16 protein-coding genes are annotated in these 22,723 nt (G+C 66.3%); 4 read left to right on the plus strand and 12 right to left on the minus strand.

What is annotated here, in order from left to right:
• Positions 1–66: 66 nt before the first annotated feature.
• Positions 67–633 carry an alkyl hydroperoxide reductase subunit C gene (gene ahpC / locus GV044_RS20790; RefSeq protein ID WP_159874376.1) on the minus strand — a complete coding sequence of 189 codons (567 nt, stop codon included), beginning with the start codon at positions 631–633 and terminating at the stop codon, positions 67–69.
• A 369-nt stretch (positions 634–1,002) separates the two neighbouring features.
• On the opposite strand from ahpC, the gene GV044_RS20795 reads away from it, so the two are divergent.
• On the plus strand, positions 1,003–3,528 hold the full coding sequence (locus tag GV044_RS20795) for a TonB-dependent receptor (protein WP_159874377.1): 2,526 nt from the start codon (positions 1,003–1,005) through the stop codon (positions 3,526–3,528).
• Between the two features lie 543 nt (positions 3,529–4,071).
• Here the strand turns inward: GV044_RS20795 and recQ are convergent.
• The 7 genes from recQ to GV044_RS20830 form a co-directional block, all read right to left on the minus strand.
• Positions 4,072–5,850 (minus strand): DNA helicase RecQ, encoded by a 1,779-nt coding sequence (recQ, locus tag GV044_RS20800; RefSeq protein WP_159874378.1) that lies wholly within the window; start codon positions 5,848–5,850, stop codon positions 4,072–4,074.
• 113 nt (positions 5,851–5,963) lie between these two features.
• Complete coding sequence (locus GV044_RS20805; RefSeq protein ID WP_201299188.1) at positions 5,964–6,542, minus strand: NUDIX hydrolase; 579 nt, start codon at positions 6,540–6,542, stop codon at positions 5,964–5,966.
• Complete coding sequence (gene metH, locus GV044_RS20810; RefSeq protein ID WP_159874379.1) at positions 6,542–9,157, minus strand: methionine synthase; 2,616 nt, start codon at positions 9,155–9,157, stop codon at positions 6,542–6,544. Before metH ends, GV044_RS20805 begins: the two co-directional genes overlap by 1 nt.
• A gap of 27 nt (positions 9,158–9,184) precedes the next feature.
• Entirely contained in the window at positions 9,185–9,703 is a 519-nt protein-coding gene (locus GV044_RS20815) for a GNAT family N-acetyltransferase (protein ID WP_159874380.1), read from the minus strand.
• Between the two features lies 1 nt (position 9,704).
• Entirely contained in the window at positions 9,705–10,751 is a 1,047-nt protein-coding gene (locus GV044_RS20820; protein ID WP_159874381.1) for a homocysteine S-methyltransferase family protein, read from the minus strand.
• A gap of 1 nt (position 10,752) precedes the next feature.
• Positions 10,753–11,682 (minus strand): methylenetetrahydrofolate reductase [NAD(P)H], encoded by a 930-nt coding sequence (metF, locus tag GV044_RS20825; protein WP_159874382.1) that lies wholly within the window; start codon positions 11,680–11,682, stop codon positions 10,753–10,755.
• Complete coding sequence (locus GV044_RS20830) at positions 11,682–12,677, minus strand: metalloregulator ArsR/SmtB family transcription factor (RefSeq protein ID WP_159874383.1); 996 nt, start codon at positions 12,675–12,677, stop codon at positions 11,682–11,684. The genes metF and GV044_RS20830 overlap by 1 nt, the downstream gene beginning before the upstream one ends.
• 190 nt (positions 12,678–12,867) lie before the next feature.
• Between GV044_RS20830 and GV044_RS20835 the strand changes: the two genes are divergently transcribed.
• From GV044_RS20835 to gltX, 3 genes are all read left to right on the plus strand, one after another.
• Positions 12,868–13,080: a hypothetical protein gene (locus GV044_RS20835; RefSeq protein WP_159874384.1), complete on the plus strand. Its 213-nt coding sequence runs from the start codon at positions 12,868–12,870 to the stop codon at positions 13,078–13,080.
• 422 nt (positions 13,081–13,502) lie between these two features.
• Complete coding sequence (locus GV044_RS20840; protein ID WP_159874385.1) at positions 13,503–15,668, plus strand: catalase; 2,166 nt, start codon at positions 13,503–13,505, stop codon at positions 15,666–15,668.
• A 182-nt stretch (positions 15,669–15,850) separates the two neighbouring features.
• Positions 15,851–17,182: a glutamate--tRNA ligase gene (gltX, locus tag GV044_RS20845; protein ID WP_159874386.1), complete on the plus strand. Its 1,332-nt coding sequence runs from the start codon at positions 15,851–15,853 to the stop codon at positions 17,180–17,182.
• Between the two features lie 17 nt (positions 17,183–17,199).
• On the opposite strand, the gene GV044_RS20850 is transcribed toward gltX, so the two are convergent.
• From GV044_RS20850 to GV044_RS20865, 4 genes are all read right to left on the minus strand, one after another.
• Entirely contained in the window at positions 17,200–17,748 is a 549-nt protein-coding gene (locus GV044_RS20850; protein WP_159874387.1) for a pseudouridine synthase, read from the minus strand.
• A 111-nt stretch (positions 17,749–17,859) separates the two neighbouring features.
• The gene (locus tag GV044_RS20855; RefSeq protein ID WP_159874388.1) at positions 17,860–18,642 is read right to left on the minus strand and encodes a 3-hydroxybutyrate dehydrogenase; all 783 of its coding nucleotides are present in this window, start codon (positions 18,640–18,642) and stop codon (positions 17,860–17,862) included.
• Complete coding sequence (locus GV044_RS20860; protein WP_159874389.1) at positions 18,639–19,802, minus strand: patatin-like phospholipase family protein; 1,164 nt, start codon at positions 19,800–19,802, stop codon at positions 18,639–18,641. Before GV044_RS20860 ends, GV044_RS20855 begins: the two co-directional genes overlap by 4 nt.
• A gap of 103 nt (positions 19,803–19,905) precedes the next feature.
• The gene (locus GV044_RS20865; protein WP_159874390.1) at positions 19,906–22,656 is read right to left on the minus strand and encodes a [protein-PII] uridylyltransferase; all 2,751 of its coding nucleotides are present in this window, start codon (positions 22,654–22,656) and stop codon (positions 19,906–19,908) included.
• Positions 22,657–22,723: the final 67 nt, after the last annotated feature.

Here is a 22,723-nt window from a genome sequence, read left to right on the forward strand (position 1 = left end):
CCCCTCCACCATCCGCTGCGCGGACGGTCCCCCTCCCCCAGTGGGGGAGGAGCCTATCCGGCAGCGTTAGATCTTGCCGACGAGGTCGAGCGAAGGGGCGAGGGTTTCGCTGCCTTCTTCCCACTTGGCCGGGCAGACCTGGCCGGGGTGCTCGCGCCAGTACTTGGCGGCCTTGATCTTGCGGACGAGTTCGGTGGCATTGCGGCCCACGCCCTCGGGGGTGATTTCTACCAGCTGGATCACACCGTCCGGATCGACCACGAAGGTCGCACGGTCGGCCAGGCCAGCGCCTTCGCGCAGCACGCCGAAGTTGTTGGTCAGCGCGTGGTTCTGGTCGCCCAGGAACGCGTACTTGAGCTTGCCGATCGTCTCGGACGTGTCGTGCCAGGCCTTGTGGCTGAAGTGCGTGTCGGTCGAGACGCCGTACACTTCCACGCCGAGGCCCTGCAGGGTCTCATACTGCTCGCCGAGGTCTTCGAGCTCGGTAGGGCAGACGAAGGTGAAGTCAGCGGGGTAGAAGAAGAACACGGCCCACTTGCCTTCGATGTCCTTCTCGGTGACGTCGAAGAAGTCCTTGCCGGCCTGGAACGCGGTGTTCTTGAACGGCTTGATGGTGCTGCCGACGATACCCATGGAACATATTCTCCTGCTTGGTTGGACTGTCCGAGGCAGGAGATAGGATGCCGATGTGATGGTTGGTAGCCGGAAGGTTCGATTGGCTTGATCGGTCTGGGCGATCACCGGGCGGTGGGGTGAGTGGCTGGGGCGATCAGTTGAGAAGGCGCGGGATCTCCGGCCAGCAGCTGAGCGTATCCGGTGCTGGTACGCTGCCCGACCCCAGCGCACAGCCGATATCAACAGGCCTGTTCATTACCGATTGGACACTTGTTGATCTCGGCACACCTGTCCCGTAAAGAGACAGGTCAGGGGCAAGTGCATGAATGGCCGCAGAATGCCGTGCCTTCCCCGCAAGCCCGCACGGGCACGATGGTGGAGGAAGGCATGAGGATCCAAGGCAAATTGCTGTGCGCGTGCGCGCCGTTCGCGCTGCTGGCAGGCGCCGCGCCCGCGATGGCCCAGGACGCTCCGGGCGCTGCGCCCGCGCCGGCTCGCCCCCAGGCGCAAAACGAAAGTGCGATCGACGAAGGCGCGATCATCGTCACTGCCCGGCGCCGGGCCGAGACCGCGCAGGAAGCGCCGGTGGCGATCTCGGTGCTGTCGAGCGCCATGCTCGATCGCTATGCGGTCAAGAGCATCAACAACATCGCCTCGCTCACTCCCGGCCTGATCACCGGCGAAAGCTCGGGCTCGATCGGCGGCTCGATCTCCTTGCGCGGCGTCGGCTCGGGCGAGAGCCAGCCGTTCATCGACCAGGTCGTCTCGATCAACGTCGACGGTGTCCAGATCAGCACCGCGCAACTGCTGCGCGCGGCGCAGCTCGACCTGCGGCAGATTGAGGTGCTGCGCGGGCCGCAGGCGCTGTTCTTCGGCAAGAATTCACCGGGCGGCGTCATCTCGCTGACCAGTGAGGACCCGGGCGACCGGCTCGAGGTGATCGCCCGCGCCGGCTACGAATTCAAGGCCAACGAGAAATATGGCGAGCTGATCGTCTCCACCCCGCTGACCGACACGCTGGGCCTGCGCCTCGCGGGCCGCTACTCGGACATGGATGGCTACATCAAAATCGCGCAGCTGCCCGCCAGCGCCTATCCTGCCGGCGTCGATCCCTATGACCTGAAGGCGTTCCCCAAGCAGAAGGAGACGTTCCTCCGCGGTACCCTGGCGTTCGATCCGTCGGATCGCTTCTCCTTCAAGCTCAAGGGCACGTACACCCGCACGCACATCGTCGGCGGCGCGTCCTATTTCACCGACGTCACCTATTGCCCCTACGGCGTGCCGCAGGAGACGTTCCAGAGCCCCGACAACTGCCGTAATGATGGCACCATCGTCACCTCGCTGCTGCCCGCCGCCTACCCCGGCATCAGCCAGTTTAACCTCAAGGACCGCCACGGGGCGCGCTACAACAAGCAGGCGCTGATCGCCGGCACGGCCGAGTACAAGCTGACCGACGACCTGACGCTGACTTCGGTGACCGGATATTACTGGATCCGCGAGAGTCTGATGTCGAACGGCTCTTACCAGATCACCCCGAACTACGGTTTTTCGGTGAAGTTCAACTCCAAGCAGTTCACCGAGGAGCTGCGTTTGGCCTCCAGCTTCGACAGCCCACTGAACTTCCTGGTCGGCGGCTTCTACGAGAACCGCAAGCTGTTCACCGGCACCCAGCTGGGCGTGCCCAACCTGTTGCTGAATCTCTACGACATCGAGACCACGCACCAGAAGCAGATCAGCTACTCGGGCTTCGGTCAGGCGCTGTTCGACGTGACCCCGCAGCTTCAGGTCACCGCGGGCGGGCGCTACACGCACGAGATCAAGAAGCTGCTCGACTACAGCGCATACAACCCGGCGAGCGGCTACCCGAACAACCCCGTCGACGTGACGCAGCTGCCCACTTACCCCGGCGGGCCCGATCCCAAGCTGACGTTCAACAACTTCTCGCCCGAGGTCACGGTCAAGTACAAGTCAACGCCGGACCTGATGCTGTTCGCCTCGTTCAAGAAGGGCTTCAAGTCGGGTGGCTTCGATGCCGGCTACACTGCGGGCGCGATCCTCAGTCCGGCCCGCCAGACGCAAGGGCAGACGTTCCGGCCCGAGAAGGTCGACGGGTTCGAGGCGGGCTTGAAGTCCGAACTGCTGGACCGCCAGCTGATCTTCAACCTGACCGGGTATTGGTATGATTACAGCGACTTGCAGGTCGCGGTGTTCGACACTCAGATCCACGCCTTCAAGACCGAGAACGCCGCCAAGGCGCGGGTAAAGGGCATCGAACTGCAGACTGCCTACAACCCGCGCTCGCTGCCCGGGTTCAACCTGCACGCTTCCGCGGCGCTGAACGATGCCAAGTTCCGCGACTACATCGGCGATTGCTATGCCGGGCAGACGCGTGATCTTGGCTGCAATCTGATCCCCAACGATGTCGGCAGCGCCTCCTCGCTGGCGTTCAACCCGGCGACCGGCCGACTTGAGCCGCGCTTCACCTCTCAGGACCTATCGGGCGTCCGGCTGCGCAAGGCGCCCAAGTGGACGGTGAACGCCGGCGGCTACTACGAGTTCGGGATGACCGATGCGCTGATGTTCAGCCTTTCGGCCGACATGTCCTATTCGGACGGCTACATCGCCAGCACCAACTACAACCCCGACACGTACCAGAAGGCCTTCGCCAAGCTGGACGCGACCGCGCGCATCTTCTCGAGCGACAAGCGCTGGGAGCTGGCGCTGATCGGGCGCAACCTCACCAACAAGCGCAACCTGATCAACGCCAACGACCGCAACGGCACCGGCGGTGGCAAGGGCGGGTTCGTGCAGTGCTCCACGCTGAGCCAGACGCAATGCGATCGCCTGCCCGACATCACCGGCACACCGACGCAGCCGCGCACGGTGACGCTGCAGGCGACGTTCCACTATTGACAAGCTGAACCATATGGGTTAAATGCCGCAGCAGGTCGGATGCAGACGAGCGGCTTCAGGCCTGTCGCTCTTGCCCGCACCCACCGCGGCGGGCGCTAAGACGGGCGTCTGCAACCATGCGAAGCCTTGCTCTCGTTCACGCGAGAGGCCGGCGACTGCTCGCGAGCCCGTCTCGCCGGTGCTTCGTATATCAGGGCCGAGCCGGCGGCGCTTACGCCTTCCCACGCCGGACGTTCGCAACATTGGAAGTGCGAGCCAACCCTGTCGTGCCAGGGACAGCGCCGGCCGCAATCGTCCGGGTTTCATTAAGGCGTAATCCCGCGCTCGCCAGCGGGCGATGAGCCACGCCTTGATCCTCCCCTTTAAGGGGAGGTGGCAGACGCGGAGCGGCTGACGGAGGGTGTCACCCTCTCAGTCGTGCACTCCACTGGCGGTGACACCCCTCCGTCACGCACTCCGTGCGCGCCACCTCCCCTTAGAGGGGAGGATCTCAGCAAGAAGGAACGGCGCCTCCCGGAGAGATCACGTCGCCATGATCAGCCCCTAGTGCCGCCGGATCACATCCAGAAACGCGTCACCATAAGCATCCAGCTTGCGCCCGCCCACGCCGGAGATGCGGCCCAGCTCGCCGAGCGAGGAGGGTCGGTCCGACGCCATCTCGCGCAAGGTGGCGTCGTGGAAGATGACATAGGGCGGCACCCCTTGCGACTGCGCCAGTTCGCGGCGCAGGTCGCGCAAGGCGTCGAACAGCGGATCGCCAATCGGATTGGGGGCGCTACCCTCGCGCCCCTTGCGGCGGCGCTCGCGTTTCGGCGGGACGACGATCTCGACCGCGGCCTCGCCCTTCAGGATCTCGCGCGCGTTGCCGCCCAGCGCCAGGCCGCCATGCTCGGTTGCAACCAGCGAGCCACGGGCCTGGAGCGCGCGGGCGATGGGTTTCAGCAGCGGCGCTTCCTCCACGCCGACGATGCCGAAGACGGAGAGCTGGTCGTGGCCGCGCTGCGCGACGCGGTCGTCGCTCTGGCCGGTGAGGACCTTTTCCAGGTGGCCCAAGCCAAAGCTCTGGCCGGTGCGGAACACGGCGGAGAGCAGCTTGCGCGCCAGCGTGGTCAGGTCGGTGACCCCGGCGGGCTCCAGGCAGTTGTCGCAGTTGCCGCAAGTCTCGGGCGGGTGCTCGCCGAAGTGGCGCAGCAGGATCGCGCGGCGGCACTGCGCAGTCTCGACTAGGGCGGCGAGCGCATCGAGCCGCTGGCGCTCGGAGGCGCGGCGGTGCTCCTCCACTTCGGCGAGGCGCTGGCGGGCGCGGGCGAAATCGTCGGCGCCCCACAGCATGATCGCCACCGACGGGTCGCCATCGCGCCCCGCACGGCCCGTCTCCTGGTAGTAGGCCTCAATCGATTTGGGGATCCCGGCATGGGCGACGAAGCGCACATCGGGCTTGTCGATGCCCATGCCGAAGGCGACGGTGGCGACCATCACCATGTCCTCGGATGCGACGAACGCCGCTTGGTTGCGCTGGCGAACGGACGCGTCGAGCCCGGCATGGTACGGCAGCACCCGGCGGCCGCCGGCGCTCAACTGCTCGGCCAGCCGCTCCACGCTGGCGCGCGTCGGCGCGTAGATCACGCCGGGGCCGGGGTTCTCGTCGAGGATGGTCTTCAGCTGCCGCTGCAGGTTCTCGCGCGGGCGGATCGCATAGCGGATGTTGGGCCGGTCGAACCCCGCGACGATCAGACCGTCGTCCGGGATTCCGAGCTGCGCCAGGATGTCGGCGCGGGTATGCGCGTCCGCCGTGGCGGTCAGCGCCAGACGGGGTACGTGCGGGAAGCTGTCGAGCAGCGGGCGCAGCAAGCGGTAGTCGGGGCGGAAATCGTGTCCCCACTCCGACACGCAATGCGCCTCGTCGATGGCGAACAGCGAGACGCGTGCACGGCTGAGCAGCTCGCGAAAGTGCGGCTGGCTGGCGCGCTCCGGCGCGACGTAGAGCAAGTCGAGCTCGCCATTGCGGAAGCGCTCGATGGTGACTTCGCGATCGGTGTCGGCGCTGGTGAGCGTGGCGGCGCGAATGCCGTTGGCGGTGGCGCTGCGCAGCTGATCGTGCATCAGCGCGATCAGCGGAGAGACGACCACACAAGTGCCCTCCAGCATCACTGCCGGCAGCTGGTATGTGAGCGACTTGCCGGCGCCGGTGGGCATGACGGCCAGCGTCGAATCCGCATTCAGCACTCGCGCGACGACCCGCTCCTGCACGCCGCGGAAGGCGGGAAAGCCGAAGGTGTCTTGAAGTGCGGTGAAGGCTTGCGGCGGAGCGGTATCGAGCATTGCCGCGGCTTATGGCAGATCGGTGCCGGGCGGGGGAAGGGGCCTTGCCGGATTAGGTGGAGGTGGGGCCGATCGGGCTGAGCCTGTCGACGCCCGCAGCTAACGAGGCGGCCTTAAGCCGACCACAACTCGGGATGCCGCAGCAGCAGCGCTTGCGCCAGGATCAGCGTCTTGGCATCGGTCAGCTCGCCCGAGAAAACCAAGTCGCGCAAGTGGTCGAGGCCGATCTCGTGCACGGCGATGTTCTCGTGCTCGTGCGCGTTGCCGCCGCCTTGGCCGACGCGATCCTCGGCGCGATACTCGGCGAGGTAGAGCTGCACCCGCTCGGTCGAGACGGGGATCATCGACCACATGTTCGTGATGGGCTCCACCTGCGATAGTCGCAGCCCGCCTTCTTCCATCGCCTCTTCGATCACCCGCGCAGCGGCGTCCAGGCCGTCGAGGCTGCCGGCGATGACTTCGTATGGGCTGGGCACGCCGTGGAACAGCGCGCCGGGGCGTGGCTGGGTGATCAGCATGGCGACCCGGCGTACGGGATCGTAGGGCAGCACTGCGCATGCCATACCGCGGTGGAGCAGCTCGCGGTCGGCGACCTCGCCATCGGGCATTTCGACCAGCAGCCGGAAGAAGGTGTACCAGCCCTGGAACACCACCTCGCGGCTGACGATCCTGGCGCTTTGGTTCTCCGACATCAGTCGAGGTTCGGCCGCAGCCAGCGCTCGGCGGTGCGCAGGTCCACCCCCCGGCGCTGCGCATAGTCTTCAACCTGATCGCGGCCGATCCTCGCAACACCGAAATACTGGCTCTCCGGGTGCGCGAAGTAGAAGCCCGAGACCGCGGCCGTGGGCAGCATCGCCTGGCTCTCGGTCAGGACGATGCCGGCGTTGTCCTGCGCCTTCAGCATGTCGAACAGGATGGGTTTGAGCGAATGGTCCGGGCACGCCGGATAGCCTGGAGCCGGGCGGATGCCGCGGTACTCCTCGCGGATGAGCGCGTGGTTGGTCAGCTGCTCGCCCGGCGCATAGCCCCACAGCGTGGTGCGCACATGCTGGTGCAGGCGCTCGGCAAAGGCTTCGGCGAAGCGGTCGGCCAAGGCCTTGAGCAGGATGTCGGAGTAGTCGTCGTGCGCGGCCTGGAAGCGCTTGAGGTGCGGCTCGATGCCGTGAATGCCGACCGCGAAACCGCCCAGCCAGTCGCCCGCCGGGTCGATGAAGTCGGCCAGGCAGAAGTTGGCCCGTCCTCGCGATTTCTTGAATTGCTGGCGCAGGAAGGGGAGGCGTTCCCCGTCAGCGAGGATCACATCGTCGCCCTCGCGTCGGCATTCCCAGGAGCCACACACGCCCTTAGCCGTAAGCCACTTCTCGGCGACGATTGTCTCCAGCATCGCCTGGGCATCGGCAAAGAGGCTGGTGGCGCTTTCGCCGACCACGTCGTCAGTCAGGATCGCGGGATACGTGCCGGCGAGTTCCCAGGCGCGAAAGAACGGCGTCCAATCGAACGTCTCGATGAGATCGGAGAGGTCCCAATCCTCGAACACGTGTAGCCCGGGCTGGGCGGGAGCGGCCGGTTTGTCGGCGAAGTCGGGCTGGAAGGCATTGGCCCGTGCATCCGCCAGCGAGAGCAGATCGCTCTGCCCCTTGCCCTCGCGCGCCTCACGCACTTTGGCGTAGTCGATCGAGACCGAGGAGACGTAAGAATCGCGCTGCGTGTCCGACAACAGCTGCGACGCCACGCCCACCGCCCGGCTGGCGTCGAGGACATGGATCACCGGACCCTTGTAGGCCGGGTCGATCCGCAGCGCGGTATGCACCTTGCTGGTGGTCGCGCCGCCGATCAGCAGCGGGATCGTCATCTCGGAGCGCTGCATCTCCTCGGCCACCGTCACCATCTCGTCGAGCGAGGGGGTGATCAGACCGGACAGGCCGATGATGTCAGCGTCGTTCTCGTTCGCGGCCTGCAGGATCGTCGACCAGGGGACCATGACGCCCAGGTCGATCACCTCGTAGCCGTTGCACTGCAGGACCACGCCGACGATGTTCTTGCCGATGTCGTGGACGTCGCCCTTGACCGTCGCCATGATGATCCGGCCCTTTGCCTTGGCGCCGGGCTGCTTTTCCGCCTCGATGAAGGGGATCAGGTGAGCGACCGCCTTCTTCATCACGCGGGCGGACTTGACCACCTGCGGCAGGAACATCTTGCCGGATCCGAACAAGTCGCCGACCACATTCATGCCACCCATCAACGGGCCTTCGATGACCTCGATCGGACGACCCCCGGCGGCCGAGATCGCAGCGCGCGCTTCCTCGGTATCCTCGACCACATAGGCGTCGATGCCGCGCACCAGCGCATGTTCGATGCGCTTGGTAACGTCCCAACCGCGCCATTCCTCGGCCTGCTTTTCGGCGACAGCATCGGTGCCGCGGAACTTCTCGGCCAGGGTAACGAGACGCTCGGTCGGGGTCTCGTCGGGTGATCGCGCCGGGCGGTTGAGGATCACGTCCTCGCAGGCCTCACGCAGCTCGGGGTCGATCTGGTCATAGACGTCGAGCTGGCCGGCGTTGACGATCGCCATGTCGAGCCCGGCGGGGATCGCGTGGTAGAGGAAGATCGAGTGCATCGCCCGGCGCACCGGCTCGTTGCCGCGGAACGAGAACGAGAGGTTGGACAGGCCGCCCGAGAAGTGGACGTGCGGGCAGCGCTCGCGGATCACCTTCACCGCCTCGATGAAGTCGACGCCGTAGTTGTTGTGCTCTTCGATCCCGGTGGCGACCGCGAAGACGTTCGGGTCGAAGATGATGTCCTCAGGGGGAAAGCCGATGCCGGTGAGCAACTTGTAGGCGCGCTCGCAGATCTCGATCTTGCGCTCCTTGGTATCGGCCTGACCGACCTCGTCGAAGGCCATCACGACCACCGCCGCGCCGTAGTCCATGCACAGCCTCGCCGCTTTCAGGAACGGCGCCTCGCCTTCCTTCATGCTGATGGAGTTGACGATCGGCTTGCCCGAGACGCACTTGAGGCCCGCCTCGATCACCTCCCACTTGGAACTGTCGACCATCACTGGCACCCGCGCGATGTCGGGCTCGGCGGCGATCAGCTTAAGGAACGTAGTCATCGCGTGGACGGCGTCGAGCAGGCCCTCGTCCATGTTGACGTCAATCACCTGCGCGCCGTTCTCGACCTGCTGGCGCGCGATCTCGACTGCGGCGGGATAGTCGCCTGCCATGATCAGCTTCTTGAACTTCGCCGAGCCGGTGACGTTGGTGCGCTCGCCGATGTTGACGAAACGGGCGGATGTGGGCGTAGTCATGGGAGTTCCGGTCTGGTCAGATGCTGGTCAGGCGAGGGGGCGGGCAAGCACGAGGTCGTCGAAGAGCTTGCCGCCGACGTTGAACTGGCGGGTGGCGATGGGATCGAATCCCTGCTTGCGATAGAACGCGATGGCGCGATGGTTGTCGGCCTTGACGCCGAGCAGCAGGCGATCTTGGCCAGCCGCACCCGCGACTGCAGCATCCATCAGCGCGCTGCCGAGGCCGCTGCCGTGAAAGCGCGAGAGCGAATAGATGCGCTTGAGTTCGATGTCGCCTGGCCGCGCCGCCTCCAGCTCCGGCCTGGCAATCAGCGCATAGCCGATAGGGGCGCCGCCGTCTGCTTCGCCAATCCAAGCCTGTGCACTCTTGGCGAACAGGGAGTGGTAAGCCTCAGCCGAGTGGTTGGCGGCGCAGTGGCCGAGGATGGCTGTACCCTCGATCGCTCCGGCAAAAGTCTCCAGGAACGTCGCTGCGCCCACGAGCGCGAGCGCGCTCGCGTCGTCGGGTCCGGCGGGCCGGACGGTCCAGGCAGGCGCTTGGCTCAAGTCAGGCGGCCATGATGAACGGTTCGAGCCCGGCAAGGCGCGTCACCGGCTCCAGCTGTGGCAGCGGTCGGGCAGGGAGCCCGGCCACGGCCTTGGCCATCGCCGCGATGTGAGCAGGGGTCGAGCCGCAGCAGCCGCCCAGCACGTTGACCTGACCAGCGATCGCCCACTCGGCAACGAAGCCCGCGGTGGTGTCGGGCATCTCGTCGTAGGCGCCCAGTTCGTTGGGCAGGCCGGCGTTGGGGTAGATCATGATCAGCGTGTCGGCGGTCTCGGCCAAGGTCTTCACGTGCGGGCGCAGCTGCGTCGCGCCGAACGAACAATTGAGACCGATGGTCAGCGGCTTGGCATGGCGCACTGCGTGCCAGAAAGCCTCGACGGTATGGCCCGACAGGTTGCGGCCGGACAAGTCGGTCAGCGTCATCGAGAGCATGATCGGAACTTCGCGGCCGAGTTCCTGCTCCAGCTTGCGCACGGCCATGATCCCGGCCTTGGCGTTGAGCGTGTCGAACACCGTCTCGATGAGGATGAAGTCGGCGCCGCCTTCGACCAGGGCGCGGGCCTGCTCCAGGTAGACGTCGACCAGCGTGTCCCAGTCGATCTCGCGATAGCCGGGATCGTTGACGTCGGGGCTGAGCGAGAGCGTCTTGTTCGTCGGCCCGATCGCGCCCGCGACGAACCGAGGCCTGCCATCCTTGGCGGCATACTCGTCGGCCAGGCGGCGGGCGAGCTTGGCGCTCTCGACGTTGATCTCTCGAACCAGGTGCTCGGCGCCGTAGTCGGCCTGGCTGATGCGGTTGGCGGAAAAGGTGTTGGTCTCGGCGATGTCGGCGCCGGCTTCGAAGTAGGCGCGGTGGATCGATTCCGGCACCTCGGGCTTGGTCAGCGCCAGAATGTCGTTGTTGCCCTTCTGGTCGTGGCTGAGGCCCAGCGTGCCGGCATAGTCCTCTTCGGCGAGCTTCCAGTTCTGGATCTCGGTGCCGAACGCGCCGTCGGTGATGAGGATGCGCTTGGCTGCCTCGGCCAGGAATTGTTCGCGGGGCGTCATGTCAGGCTTCCTTGGGCCGCACGCCGAGCAATTGGCAGACCGCATAAGCCTGCTCCGCCCGGTTGAGCGTGTAGAAATGAAAGTCGCGCACGCCGCCTTCGTAGAGGCGCCGGCAGATGTCGGCTGCGGCCACCGCCGCCACCAGCGCGCGCGGGCCGGGGCGATCGTCGAGGCCTTCGAACATCGTCTCGAGCCACTCGGGGATTTCGGTGTTGCCCGACATGCGGCGGATCGCGGCGAAGTTGGTCACCGGCATGATGCCGGGCAGGATTGGCGCCTCGATCCCGGCGGCCAGCACCTTGTCGAGGAATCGGAAATACGCGTCGGTCGAATAGAAGAACTGCGTGATCGCCCGCGTGGCCCCGGCATCGAGCTTGCGCTTGAGGTTATCCAGATCGTGCTGGTCGCTCAGCGCTTCGGGGTGGACTTCGGGGTAGGCGGCGACCGAAACCTCGAAGTCATGCTGCGCCTTCAGTCCCGCAACCAACTCGGCGGCGCTGGCATAGCCCTCTGGATGGGCGACGAACTTGCCGCCGTCCGCCGGCGGCGGATCGCCGCGCAAGGCGACGATGTGGCGCACGCCGGCCTGCCAATATTGCTCCGCAATCTCGGCGATCTCGGCCTTGCTGGCGGCGACGCAGGTGAGGTGGGCAGCGGGCTTCAGACTGGTTTCGCGCACGATCCGCGCCACCGTGGCATGGGTACGCTCGCGCGTGGAGCCGCCCGCGCCGTAGGTCACGGAAACGAAGCTGGGCGAGAGCGGCGCCAGTTCGCTGATCGCATCCCAAAGCTGCGCGTCCATCTTCTCGGTCTTGGGCGGGAAGAACTCGAACGACACGGCGATGTCGCCCGGCAACCGCGCGAAGGGCGAGACGCCGGCTGCAGGGCTGGAGGCAGGCGCGCTGCGCTGCACTTCGATCACGTCGCTCATCATCCCTCTTCCCGTTCCAGCAGGCGTGCGTCCGCGCCGTGCGCCGCCGCGGTCTTGCGCGCCGTCCAGATCTTCACCGTCAGCGACTGTCCCGGAAGCGCGCGGACAGCCTCCCCGGCAAAGCCGGCGTCGGCGAAGAAGCCCATCATCTGCTCATCGGTGAAACCCAGGCGCGCGTGGGCGTGTCGTTCGCGCAAATCCTCGCGATCGTGCGCGGCGAAGTCGACCACGGCCAGCTGACCTCCCGGCCGCGCGACCCGCGCCGCTTCGGCCAGGACCTGCTCGGGCTCCTGCGCATAGTGCAGGACCTGGTGGAACAGCACAGTGTCGAACTGGCCGGCAGCGAAGGGCAGGGCGGTGAAGTCGCCCTGCACGAGGTCGACCGTGCCTGACGGCAGCTTGTCGAGCCGCGCACGGGCGGCACGCAGCATCTCGGGGCTCTTGTCCAGCGCGGCGACCCGCTCGGCGCGCGGTGCAAACAGTTCGGCCATGCGCCCGGTGCCGGTGCCGACATCGAGCAGCGCGCCGAGCGAGGCCTCCCCCAGCATCGCCGCCAGCGCCTGCTCGACGGGCAGGTCGGGGCTGTGCAGCAAGCGCAGCGTGTCCCAGTCACCGGCGTGGCGTGCGAAGTAGGCTTCGGCGCTGGCTTGGCGGCTCGCACGGATAGCCGCGAGGTGGCGACGATCCTCAGCGCAGCGCGCGGCGAACGCCGCATCGTCGCTCTCGGACACCGCGAGCAGGCGTGCGGTTGCAGCTCCCAGGGGCGGGGCGCTGCCTTCGCCGATTGCGGCGCGCAGGAACACCCAGCTGCCTTCTTTGCGCCGCTCAGCGAGAGATGCATCGCACAGGATGCGCACATGGCGCGAGACACGCGGCTGGCTCTGGCCCAGCACTTGCGCCAGTTCCCCGACCGCCAGCTCCATATGCGCGAGCAGGCGCATGATGCGCAGACGCGTCGGATCGGCCAGGGCCTTGAGGAGCGGTTCCAGTCGCATTGCGAACGCATATAAAGATATCTTTATATGCCGGCAAGGGCGCTGCTGAGGCATGGTGTGGCGCGGGAGCAACTCGCCCTAAGGTGCGGATACTTCCCGTTTGCGTTGCACCATGCAGTCGTCTACACAGTGCGCCGCAGGCTTGCCTGCAAGCGTTGGCGCCTGCGCCAAACAATGCAAGGGGATTCGCATGAAGAAGATCGCTTACGCCGCATTCGCGTCGGCTGCTGCTCTGGCTCTCGCCGCTTGCGGCAGCTCGGAAACGCCGACTGAAGCCACCGCCACCGACAGCGTCGAGACCATGCCCGAGGAAACTCTGGCTGCCGACCCGATGGCGACCGACGAAGCTGCCACCGCCGAAGAAGGCGCGGCGACCAGCGCTGCTTCCGACGCGGCGATGTAATCCGGCCGGGGGCCGTTGCGCGCTCGTCGCGCGGCCGGCCCCCGATCGTTTCTCCGGCCTCGTAGAGGTGCGGACTGCTGCATGATGCAGCGTGAGGCCCTTCCGGTGTTCCGGTGGGGTTTTTTGTTGTGCTTTGTTCGGATGTTCGCTGCGGGCTTCGGCAAGCGCAGCGTGGGCGCGCGAGAGTGAGGGTGCTAGCGGACAGGTCTTGCTTGGCGTGCATATCGCATCACCGCCTACGCTGAGCTTGTCATAGCCCGCCCGCAACGATGCATCGGGCCACTCCGCTTAACTTAGATCAGCATCCAAGTGCCTGTATTTTAACCGTCATCCGGGAACATCGCGTGCCTTGGATCAGTTGCTTGCGAGAATGCGCCCCCAACCGCCGTTGGCGGCGGCGCTTCTCAGCGAGGACCGCGACCATGACCAAGATCGGCGAAGACACCGGCGCCAAGAGCGCTGCTGCGACATACGAGACCCAAGTCGGCAACGGTGGCGAGACCCACCAGATCGCCGGACCGGACGACACCGTCCTGACCACCCAGCAGGGCGTGCCGGTCGCCGATGACCAGAACACGCTCAAGGTGGGTGAGCGCGGGGCCGCGCTGCTCGAGGATTTTCACTTCCGCGAGAAGATCTTCCACTTCGATCACGAGCGCATCCCCGAGCGCGTCGTTCACGCCCGCGGCTTCGGTGTCCACGGCAAGTTTACGCTGACCGAGAGCCTGGAGGACGTGACTGTCGCCAAGGTACTGACCGAAGTGGGCGAGACGACGCCGATGTTCGTCCGCTTCTCGACCGTCGCGGGCAACAAGGGCTCGTTCGACCTGGCGCGCGACGTGCGCGGATTTGCGGTGAAATTCTACACCAAGGAAGGCAACTGGGACATCGTTGCCAACAACATCCCGGTGTTCTTCATCCAGGACGCGATCAAGTTCCCCGACATGGTGCACGCCGCCAAGCAGGAGCCAGACCGCGGCTTCCCGCAGGCGCAGACCGCGCATGACAACTTCTGGGACTTCATCAGCTTGACCCCGGAATCCATGCACATGGTCATGTGGATCATGTCCGACCGCACGATCCCGCGCTCGTTCCGCTTCATGGAAGGCTTTGGCGTCCACTCGTTCCGGCTGATCAACGCCGAGGGCAAGAGCACTTACGTCAAGTTCCACTTCAAGCCCAAGCAGGGCATGCAGTCGGTGCTGTGGAACGAGGCGGTCAAAATCAACGGCGCTGATCCGGACTTCCACCGCCGCGATTTGTGGGACGCGATCGACCTCGACAACCCGCCCGAGTGGGACCTGGGTGTCCAGCTGTTCGACGACGAGTTCGCTGACCAGTTCGAGTTCGACGTGCTCGATGCGACCAAGATCATCCCCGAGGAGCAGGTCCCCGTCCGCAAGATCGGCACGTTCGTGCTCGACCAGCGGGTCGACAACTTCTTCGCCGAGACCGAGCAGGTCGCGTTCTGCACGCAGAACGTGGTGCCCGGCATCGGCTTCACCAACGATCCGCTGCTGCAGGGCCGCAACTTCTCGTACCTCGATACGCAGCTGAAGCGCCTCGGCTCGCCCAACTTCACGCACATCCCGATCAATCAGCCGCGCGGTTGCCCCGTCCACAACTTCCAGCAGGACGGGCACATGAACATGCGCAACCCCAAGGGGCGCGTGAACTACGAACCGAACAGCTGGGAGCGGGGCGAGAACAACCCTCGCGAGTCCCCCACCACCGGCTACAAGCACTTCGCTGCCGAGGAGAACGGCCGCAAGGCGCAGGTTCGTTCCTCGACATTCGCGGATCACTACAGCCAGGCGCGTCAGTTCTTCATCAGCCAGACCCCGATCGAGCAGAAGCACATCGGTGACGCGCTAGTGTTCGAGCTGTCCAAGTGCGAGCGCATCGACATCCGCCAGAAGATGGTCGGCCACTTGCGCAATATCGACGAGACGCTGGCCAAGGTCGTCGCGGACGGGCTCGGCCTTCTTGAGCTGCCGCCCAAGGAGAAGGCGAAGGTCGAGCCGCGCACCGATCTGCCGCCGAGCCCCGCGCTCAGCATCGTCGCGCGCGGGCCCGACAGCTTCTCCGGCCGCAAGCTCGGCATCCTCGTGACGGACGGCGCTTCGGCGACGCTCGTCAAGGCGCTGACCGACACGGTGAAGTCGCTGGGAGCGGTCTACGAGATCATCGCACCCAAGATCGCCGGCGCCACGCTGGACGATGGCACCATCGCCGAGGGCAAGCAGAAGATCGATGGTGGCCCATCGGTACTCTACGATGCTGTGGCGCTGGTGGTCTCGGCCGACGGCGCGGCGCTGCTGGCCGAGGACAAGACGGCCAAGGACTTCGTCTCGGATGCCTTCGCGCACTGCAAGTACATCGGCTACACCGAGGAGGCACTGCCCTTCATCCAGCGCGCGGGCGTGCAGGACAAGGACATGGACGAGGGCTTCATCGGGCTGAGCGACAAGGGCTCTGCCAAGAGCTTCCTGGACGAAGCCGCCAAGCTGCGCGTCTGGGAGCGCGAGTTCAAGGTCGACCTCGACGCGGCCGGCTTCCTCGCGGCGCAGGCTGAGAAGCGGGGTTAAGAGTGATATGAGATCCTCCCCTGTAAGGGGAGGGGGGCCGCCGTCGAAGGCGGTGGTGGAGGGATGTCACCGCCAGCGTGGACACCCCTCTGTCAGTCCTGTGGACTGCCACCTCCCCTTGCAGGGGAGGATCTCGGCACGGCCAAATTGACCTGACTTGTGAGCACGCCTAATCCGCGCGCATGACCGTCGTCACCCGCTTCGCCCCATCGCCCACCGGCCACCTCCACGTCGGCAACGTGCGCGCGGCGCTGCACAACTTCCTGCTCGCCAAGCACCACGGCGGCCGCTTCTTGCTGCGCATCGACGACACCGACGCCGAGCGCAGCCGCGAGGAATACGTCGAGGCGATCCGGGCCGATCTCGCCTGGCTCGGCATCGTGCCGGAAGCCGAGGAACGCCAGTCCCAGCGGTTCGAGATCTACGAGGAGGCTTTCGCCCGCCTCGCCGATGCCGGTCGTGTCTACCCCTGCTGGGAGACGCCGCAGGAGCTGGACCTCAAGCGCAAGGTCCTGCTTGGGCGCGGGCTGCCGCCGGTCTACGATCGCGCCGCGCTGCAGATCCCGGAGATCGAGCGCATGCGCCGCATCGCCGACGGTGACATGCCGCACTGGCGCTTCCTGCTGGACCGCGATGCAGCGATCACCTGGGATGACGGGATCCGCGGACCCCAGAAGTTCGATCCTGCGCAGATGTCGGACCCCGTCGTGCGCCGCGCGGATCGCTCGTGGCTCTACATGCTGCCATCGGTGATCGATGACGTCGCCATGGGCGTGACCGACGTGCTGCGCGGCGAGGACCACGTCTCCAACACCGCGTCACAGGTGCAGATGTTCGAAGCGCTCGGTGCCCCGCTCCCCCGCTTCGCGCACGAGGCGCTGCTGACCGGAGCCGAAGGCAAGCTGTCGAAGCGGCTGGGATCGCTGGGCATCGCGCACTTCCGCGAGATCGGCATCGAGCCGGCGGCGCTTGTGGCGCTGCTTGCGCGGCTGGGCACGAGCGATTCGATCGACCCGGCGCTCGATGTCGAGGCGCTCGCGGCATCGTTCGACCTATCGCGCTTCGGCCGCGCACCCGCGCGGTTCGACGAGGCGGAGCTGGAGCGGGTGAACGCCGCGGTAGTCCACGCGCTGCCGTTCGAAGCCGTTGCCGCCCGCCTGCCCGAGGGCATGGATGCGAGCGCCTGGGAGGTGGTGCGGCCCAACCTTTCGCACGTGCACGAGGCGGCGGATTGGTGGCAGGTGGTGACCGGGCCGATTGCGTCACCGGAGGTCTCGGACGAGGACCGCGCCTATCTTTCGCAAGCGGCGCAGGCGTTGGAAGAGAACTGGGGCGAGGATCCCTGGCATGCGCTCACCGGCGCGCTGAAGGCGAGTACGGGGCGCAAGGGCAAGGCGCTTTTCCTGCCGTTGCGGCAGGCCTTGACGGGCATGGACCACGGGCCGGACATGGGGGCGCTGCTGCCGCTGATCGGGCGCGATCGGGCTTTGGAGCGGTTGCGTTCGGGCGCTTGAGCCAACCTATCCCCCGCTCAGACCGAAACCTCCTGCCACTCTCCCGGCATCAGTCCGTCGAGCGCCCAGTTCCCAATGCGCACCCGCACCAAGCGCAGCGTGGGATGGCCCACCGCAGCGGTCATGCGCCTCACCTGACGATTGCGTCCCTCGCGAATGGTCAGCGCGAGCCAGCAGTCCGGCACCGACTTGCGGAACCGCACCGGCGGATCGCGCGGCCAGAGTTCGGGGCTGGCGATCCGCTCCGCTTCGGCCGGGCGAGTCAGGCCATCGTTCAGTGTGACACCGCGGCGTAGCGCGGATAGCGCGGTATCATCAGGCTCGCCTTCGACTTGCACCCAGTAGGTCTTGGCCAGCTTGTACTTCGGGTCTGCGATGCGGGCCTGCAGTCGCCCGTCGTCCGTCAGCAGCAGCAGCCCCTCGCTGTCCCGGTCGAGGCGCCCGGCGGGGTAGACGCCGGGCAGGTCGATGTAGTCCGACAGCGTCGCGCGGCCACCATCGGTGCCGCGGTCGGTGAATTGGCTGAGCACGCCGTATGGCTTGTTGAACAGGATCAGGCGGGACATTGCCCTTTTCCTAAGCCCCACCCGCCGTTCGTGTCGAGCGAAGTCGAGACACGCTGGTACTGTGCTTCCGTGTTTCGACTTCGCTCAAAACGAACGGAGGGGGAGGGGGCGTTACTCCATGAACCACCCGTGGCTCGCCACCAGCGACTGGCCGTTCAGCGCATTGGTCTCGAACCCTGCGAAGAACAGCGCGACTTCGGCGATGTCCTCGACAGTGGTGAATTCGCCGTCCACGGTCTGGCCCAGCATGACCTTCTTGACCACCTCGTCCTCCGAGATGCCCAGTTCCTTGGCCTGCTCCGGGATCTGCTTGTCCACCAACGGCGTGCGCACGAAGCCGGGGCAGATCACGTTGGTGCGCACGCCCTTCTTGCCGCCTTCCTTGGCGATCACGCGCGCGAGGCCCAGCAGCCCGTGCTTGGCGGTGACGTAGGCGCTCTTGAGCGGGCTGGCCTCCTTGGAGTGGACCGAGCCCATGAACAGGATCGAGCCCGATCCCTTGGCATACATGTGCGGCAGCACCGCCTTGGAGGTGAGGAACGCGCCGTCCAAGTGGATCGCCAGCATCTTCTTCCAATCCGAGAACGCATAGTTCTCGACCGGGTTGACGATCTGGATGCCAGCGTTGCTGACCAGCACATCGACGCCGCCCCATGTCGAGGCCACCTGCGCAACGCCGGCATTCACCTGCTCCTCGCTGGTGACGTCCATGGCGATCGCCAGCGCATCGGTGCCGTACTTTGCCTTGATGTCGTCCGCGGCCTTCTGTGAGGCCTCCAGGTTCAAGTCGGCAATGGCGACCTTGCCGCCCTCGGACGCGAAGCGATGCGCGATAGCGTTGCCGATGCCGCTCGCCGCGCCGGTGACGATGCAGGCTTTATCGTGAAGCTTCATGCGCATTCTCCTAGGTTAGCGCCGGCCGTACCGGTCTGGCGCGGGCGGTCGCCGGCAAGGTCGAAGGTGGTGATGGTGTCGTCGGCATGGCCGCGGTTTACCCAGTCGGGATGGGCGAGCGAGTAGGCTGCGTCCTCGTGCCCGTCGGCCCAGTGCTCCTCCACCGTCATGCGCGAGAACTCGTAGTCCTTGGACGCGCTCTCATAAGAAGCGCAGCGGTTAATGAGGTGCATGATTGCGACCGAGCCTTCGGGATCGTGGTTCAGCAGCAGCCGCAGGTCGGCATCGTCCCGCAGCTCTTGCGGCAAGCGCTTGGCGAGGCGCCGCGCTGCGGCGTGGAGCTTCTGCAGCTTCTTGGATTGGTCGGTGTTGAGGCGCGTGCGGCTGGAAAAGCGGATGTCCTTTTCGCGCTGGGCGATGTCGGCCATTGTCCGCGGCACCACCCCGCGCGAGCTGAACAGGTCGACCTGGAACACGGTCAGCTCGCAGGGCGGGCGGGCGTCGAGCACGTATTGCAGCGGGGTGTTGGAGACGAGGCCACCATCCCAGAACCACTCGTCGCCGATCTTTACCGGCGGGAACCCCGGCGGTAGTGCGCCAGACGCCATGACGTGCTCTGGCCCGATCGTCTGCTCCCGATTGTCGAAGTAGGCGAAGTTGCCGTCGAGCACGTTCACCGCGCCAACGCTGAAGCGGATCGGACCGCGGTTCAGCAGGTCGAAGTCGACAAGCTCCAGCAGGGTCGTCCGCAAGGGCGCGGTGTCGTAGTAGCTCAGCTGGCCCAGCTCGGCCGGCCACTCGGGCGGCAGCGGCACGAAGCGAGGCGTGAAGAAGCCGGGCGCGCCGAAGCTGGCAGCGTACATCGCCGAGGCCTCGTTGAAGGCGCGGCGGGCGAAGCCGTGCGGGCTGTCGAGACGAAACTGCAGCTCGCCGGAGATCCGGCGCCAGAAGGTGCGGAGGCGCTCGACGCGTCGCTCGGGGGGATTGCCGGCAATGATCGCGGCATTGATGGCGCCAATCGAGATGCCGGCGATCCAATCGGGCTGGAGTTCGGTGCCGGCGAGCGCTTCGTAGACTCCGGCCTGGTAGGCGCCCAACGCGCCGCCCCCTTGCAGCACGAGCGCGGTCTGGGGCGGGTGCTGGTCATGGGCGTGAGGCATGCGGAGGGGAGTGCTCCGGAAATGGTGCGGCGCAGCATAGATGGCGTACTGGGGGTGGAGTGCAAGGGGCTAAACCTAGAAGCCCGTTAGTCGCCCGCGCGAACTAAGCCGCCACGGCCACGCCGGCGGCCTCGCTCGCCGCCTCCAGCAATCGCGTTTCCAGCGTTTTGATGCGCGCTGCCGACTCCAGCTTTTCGCCAAGGAGGTCGGTCACGTAAAAGGTATCCGCCGCGCGCTCACCATACGTCGCAATGTGCGCCGAATGCACCATCAGCCGCGCATCGAACAAGGTATAGGCCAGGCGGTTGAGCAGCGCGGGCCGGTCGCGCGCGTTGACTTCGACTACGGTGAACCGGTTCGAGGCCTTGTTGTCCACCAGCACGCGCGGGCGCACCTCGAAGGCGTCGGCACGGGGCCGCGCATCGGGTCGCGCGTGCAGCTGGGGGAGCAATTGAACGCGATTGGCCAAGGCATTCTCGATAGAGGTTCGCAGCCGCTCCAGCTGCCCCTCCTCGCGGAACGGTCGCCCAATCGGATCCTGCACCAGGAAGTTGTCGACCGCGCGTCCGGTGCGCGTGGTGTGGATGCGCGCGTCGATGATGTTGCCGCCGGCCAGGTGGATGCCGCCGGCAATGCGATAGAACAGGCCGGGGTGGTCGGCGGCGATCACGGTCACCAAGGTAGCGCCGCGCGCCGGATAGAACTCGGTCTGGATCGAGAGCGGTTCCTCGCCGGAGGCCTGGTACTGCGCGAGGTTCTTGGCGATCACATCGTCGGCCTCGGCGATCCAGTAGGCATCGCCGAAGTGCTTGCCGATCGCCTCGATCAGCTCGCTCTCGGCGCCTAGCCTCGCGTCGACCGCGGCGCGCTTGGCGGCGATGCGCTTCTCGCGGCCGTATTCGGCATGGCCCAGGCGCAGGCGTTCCTCGGCAGCCCCGTAGAGGTCGCCGATCAGCTGGCGCTTCCAGCTGTTCCAGGTGCCAGGCCCAACCGCGCGAATGTCGACGACGGTCAGCAGCATGAGCTGGCGCAGGCGATCGAGCGACTGCACCAGCGCCACGAAGTCGGCGATGGTCTTGCCGTCGGACAAGTCGCGCTTGAACGCGGTGGCGCTCATGATCAGGTGCTGGCGCACCAACCAGGCGACCAGCTCGGTTTCCTCCTCGTCGAGGCCGAAGCGCGGGCACAGCCGACAAGCGATCTCGGCGCCGAGTACGGAGTGGTCGCCGCCGCGCCCCTTGGCGATGTCATGCAGCAGCACCGCGACATAGAGCGCGCGCCGGCTGCGGACCTTGCCGATGATCTCATGCGCAAGCGGATGATCGTCCTTCAGCTCGCCGCGCTCGAAGCGGGCGAGCAGGCCGATGGCGCGGATGGTGTGCTCGTCCACCGTGTAGTGGTGGTACATGTCGAACTGCATCTGCGCATTGACGCGGCCGAACTCGGTAACGAAGCGGCCGAACACGCCGGCCTCGTTGAACGCACGAAGCGCCTTCTCCGGATCGCGGCGGCTGGTCAGCAGCTCCAGGAACAGCGCGTTGGCGCGCGGGTCGCGGCGCAGATCGTCGCGGATGAAGACGATGTCGTGTCCGATCTGGCGCAGCGTTTCCGGATGGATTTCCAGGCCCTCCCGGTCGGCTATGACGAAGATCTCGAGGAGCCGCAGCGGGTCCTCGGCAAACCAGCTGTCGGACGGCGCGCGCAGGCGGCCGCCGAAGACTTTGTAGCCCTTCACCGTGCGGGTCCGCGCGCGGAAGTTGGCGAGCAGGCCGCGAGCCGGCCGCTGCGCGAACTGCTCGTCCAGCTGCGCCAGGAACACGCCGGTCAAGTTGCCGACCACTTTGGCCTGCAGGAAGAAGTACTGCATGAACCGCTCGACGGCGCTCTTGCCGGGGCGGTCGGCGTAGTTCATCCGCGCCGCCACCTCGCGCTGGAGGTCGAAGGTCAGGCGATCTTCGGCGCGCTTGGTGATGGCGTGCAAGTGGCAGCGCACCGCCCAGAAGAAGTTCTCGGCGCGTCGGAAGGCACGGTATTCCTTCTGGCTCAGCAGCCCGACGTCGACCAGCTCGGCAGTGGAACGCACCTTGTGGATGTACTTGCCGATCCAGTAGAGCGTGTGGAGGTCGCGCAAGGAGCCCTTGCCCTCCTTAACATTGGGCTCGACCACATAGCGGCTGTCGCCCATGCGCTTGTGCCGCGCCTCGCGCTCGGCCAGCTTCTCGGTCACGAACTGGCGCTCGGTGCCGCCGACCACGTCCTTCCAGAAGCGTTGGCGTGCCTCCTCGAACAAGTCCTGGTCGCCCCAGACGTAGCGGGCTTCCAACATGGCGGTGCGGATCGTCAGGTCCGATTTGCACATGCGCACCATCTCGTCGATCGAGCGGCTGGACTGGCCGATCTTGAGGCCGAGATCCCACAGGAAATAGAGCATCGCCTCGATCACCTGCTCGCACCAGGCTGTCGAGCGGATCGGGGTGAGGAAGGCGATATCGACGTCCGAGTGCGGCGCCATCTCGCCGCGGCCATAGCCGCCGACGGCTGCGATCGTGAGCCGCTCACCCTTGGAGCGGTTGCCGGCCGGGTAGACGTGGGTGGTGACGTGATCGTGAATCACACGCAGGATCTGGTCGACCAGGAAGGCCTGCGCCTCGGCGACTTCGTGGCCGGCGCTCGGCTTCTCGACTAGGCGGCGCGCGATCTCCTCGCGGCCTTGAGCCAGAGCATCGCGCAGGATCGGCACGATCTCCTTGCGGGCCTTGGCCGCCCCGAGCTCCTCCACCAGCGTGGCTATGCGGGTGGTGAGACCGCGGCGGTCGATCACCGCGCGTGGCGAGGGGATGCGGATCACGTGCATGGGATGTATCTAGGCGGTGCTGCGACCAAGTGGAAGGCGCAAGGCAGATCCTCCGCTTCCAGCGGAG

Origin of the sequence: Novosphingobium sp. 9U (genome assembly GCF_902506425.1) — a bacterium.
Taxonomy (GTDB): domain Bacteria; phylum Pseudomonadota; class Alphaproteobacteria; order Sphingomonadales; family Sphingomonadaceae; genus Novosphingobium.

Excerpts from the sequence above, each read along its gene's own strand:
- GV044_RS20830 (WP_159874383.1), bottom strand. The coding sequence starts at position 12,677 with ATGCGACTGGAACCGCTCCTCAAGGCCCTGGCCGATCCGACGCGTCTG.
- ahpC (WP_159874376.1), bottom strand. The coding sequence starts at position 633 with ATGGGTATCGTCGGCAGCACCATCAAGCCGTTCAAGAACACCGCGTTC.
- GV044_RS20865 (WP_159874390.1), bottom strand. The coding sequence starts at position 22,656 with ATGCACGTGATCCGCATCCCCTCGCCACGCGCGGTGATCGACCGCCGC.
- recQ (WP_159874378.1), bottom strand. The coding sequence starts at position 5,850 with ATGCTCGATACCGCTCCGCCGCAAGCCTTCACCGCACTTCAAGACACC.
- GV044_RS20835 (WP_159874384.1), top strand. The coding sequence starts at position 12,868 with ATGAAGAAGATCGCTTACGCCGCATTCGCGTCGGCTGCTGCTCTGGCT.
- GV044_RS20850 (WP_159874387.1), bottom strand. The coding sequence starts at position 17,748 with ATGTCCCGCCTGATCCTGTTCAACAAGCCATACGGCGTGCTCAGCCAA.
- gltX (WP_159874386.1), top strand. The coding sequence starts at position 15,851 with ATGACCGTCGTCACCCGCTTCGCCCCATCGCCCACCGGCCACCTCCAC.
- GV044_RS20860 (WP_159874389.1), bottom strand. The coding sequence starts at position 19,802 with ATGCCTCACGCCCATGACCAGCACCCGCCCCAGACCGCGCTCGTGCTG.
- GV044_RS20805 (WP_201299188.1), bottom strand. The coding sequence starts at position 6,542 with ATGTCGGAGAACCAAAGCGCCAGGATCGTCAGCCGCGAGGTGGTGTTC.
- GV044_RS20820 (WP_159874381.1), bottom strand. The coding sequence starts at position 10,751 with ATGACGCCCCGCGAACAATTCCTGGCCGAGGCAGCCAAGCGCATCCTC.
- GV044_RS20855 (WP_159874388.1), bottom strand. The coding sequence starts at position 18,642 with ATGAAGCTTCACGATAAAGCCTGCATCGTCACCGGCGCGGCGAGCGGC.
- metF (WP_159874382.1), bottom strand. The coding sequence starts at position 11,682 with ATGAGCGACGTGATCGAAGTGCAGCGCAGCGCGCCTGCCTCCAGCCCT.
- metH (WP_159874379.1), bottom strand. The coding sequence starts at position 9,157 with ATGACTACGCCCACATCCGCCCGTTTCGTCAACATCGGCGAGCGCACC.
- GV044_RS20795 (WP_159874377.1), top strand. The coding sequence starts at position 1,003 with ATGAGGATCCAAGGCAAATTGCTGTGCGCGTGCGCGCCGTTCGCGCTG.
- GV044_RS20840 (WP_159874385.1), top strand. The coding sequence starts at position 13,503 with ATGACCAAGATCGGCGAAGACACCGGCGCCAAGAGCGCTGCTGCGACA.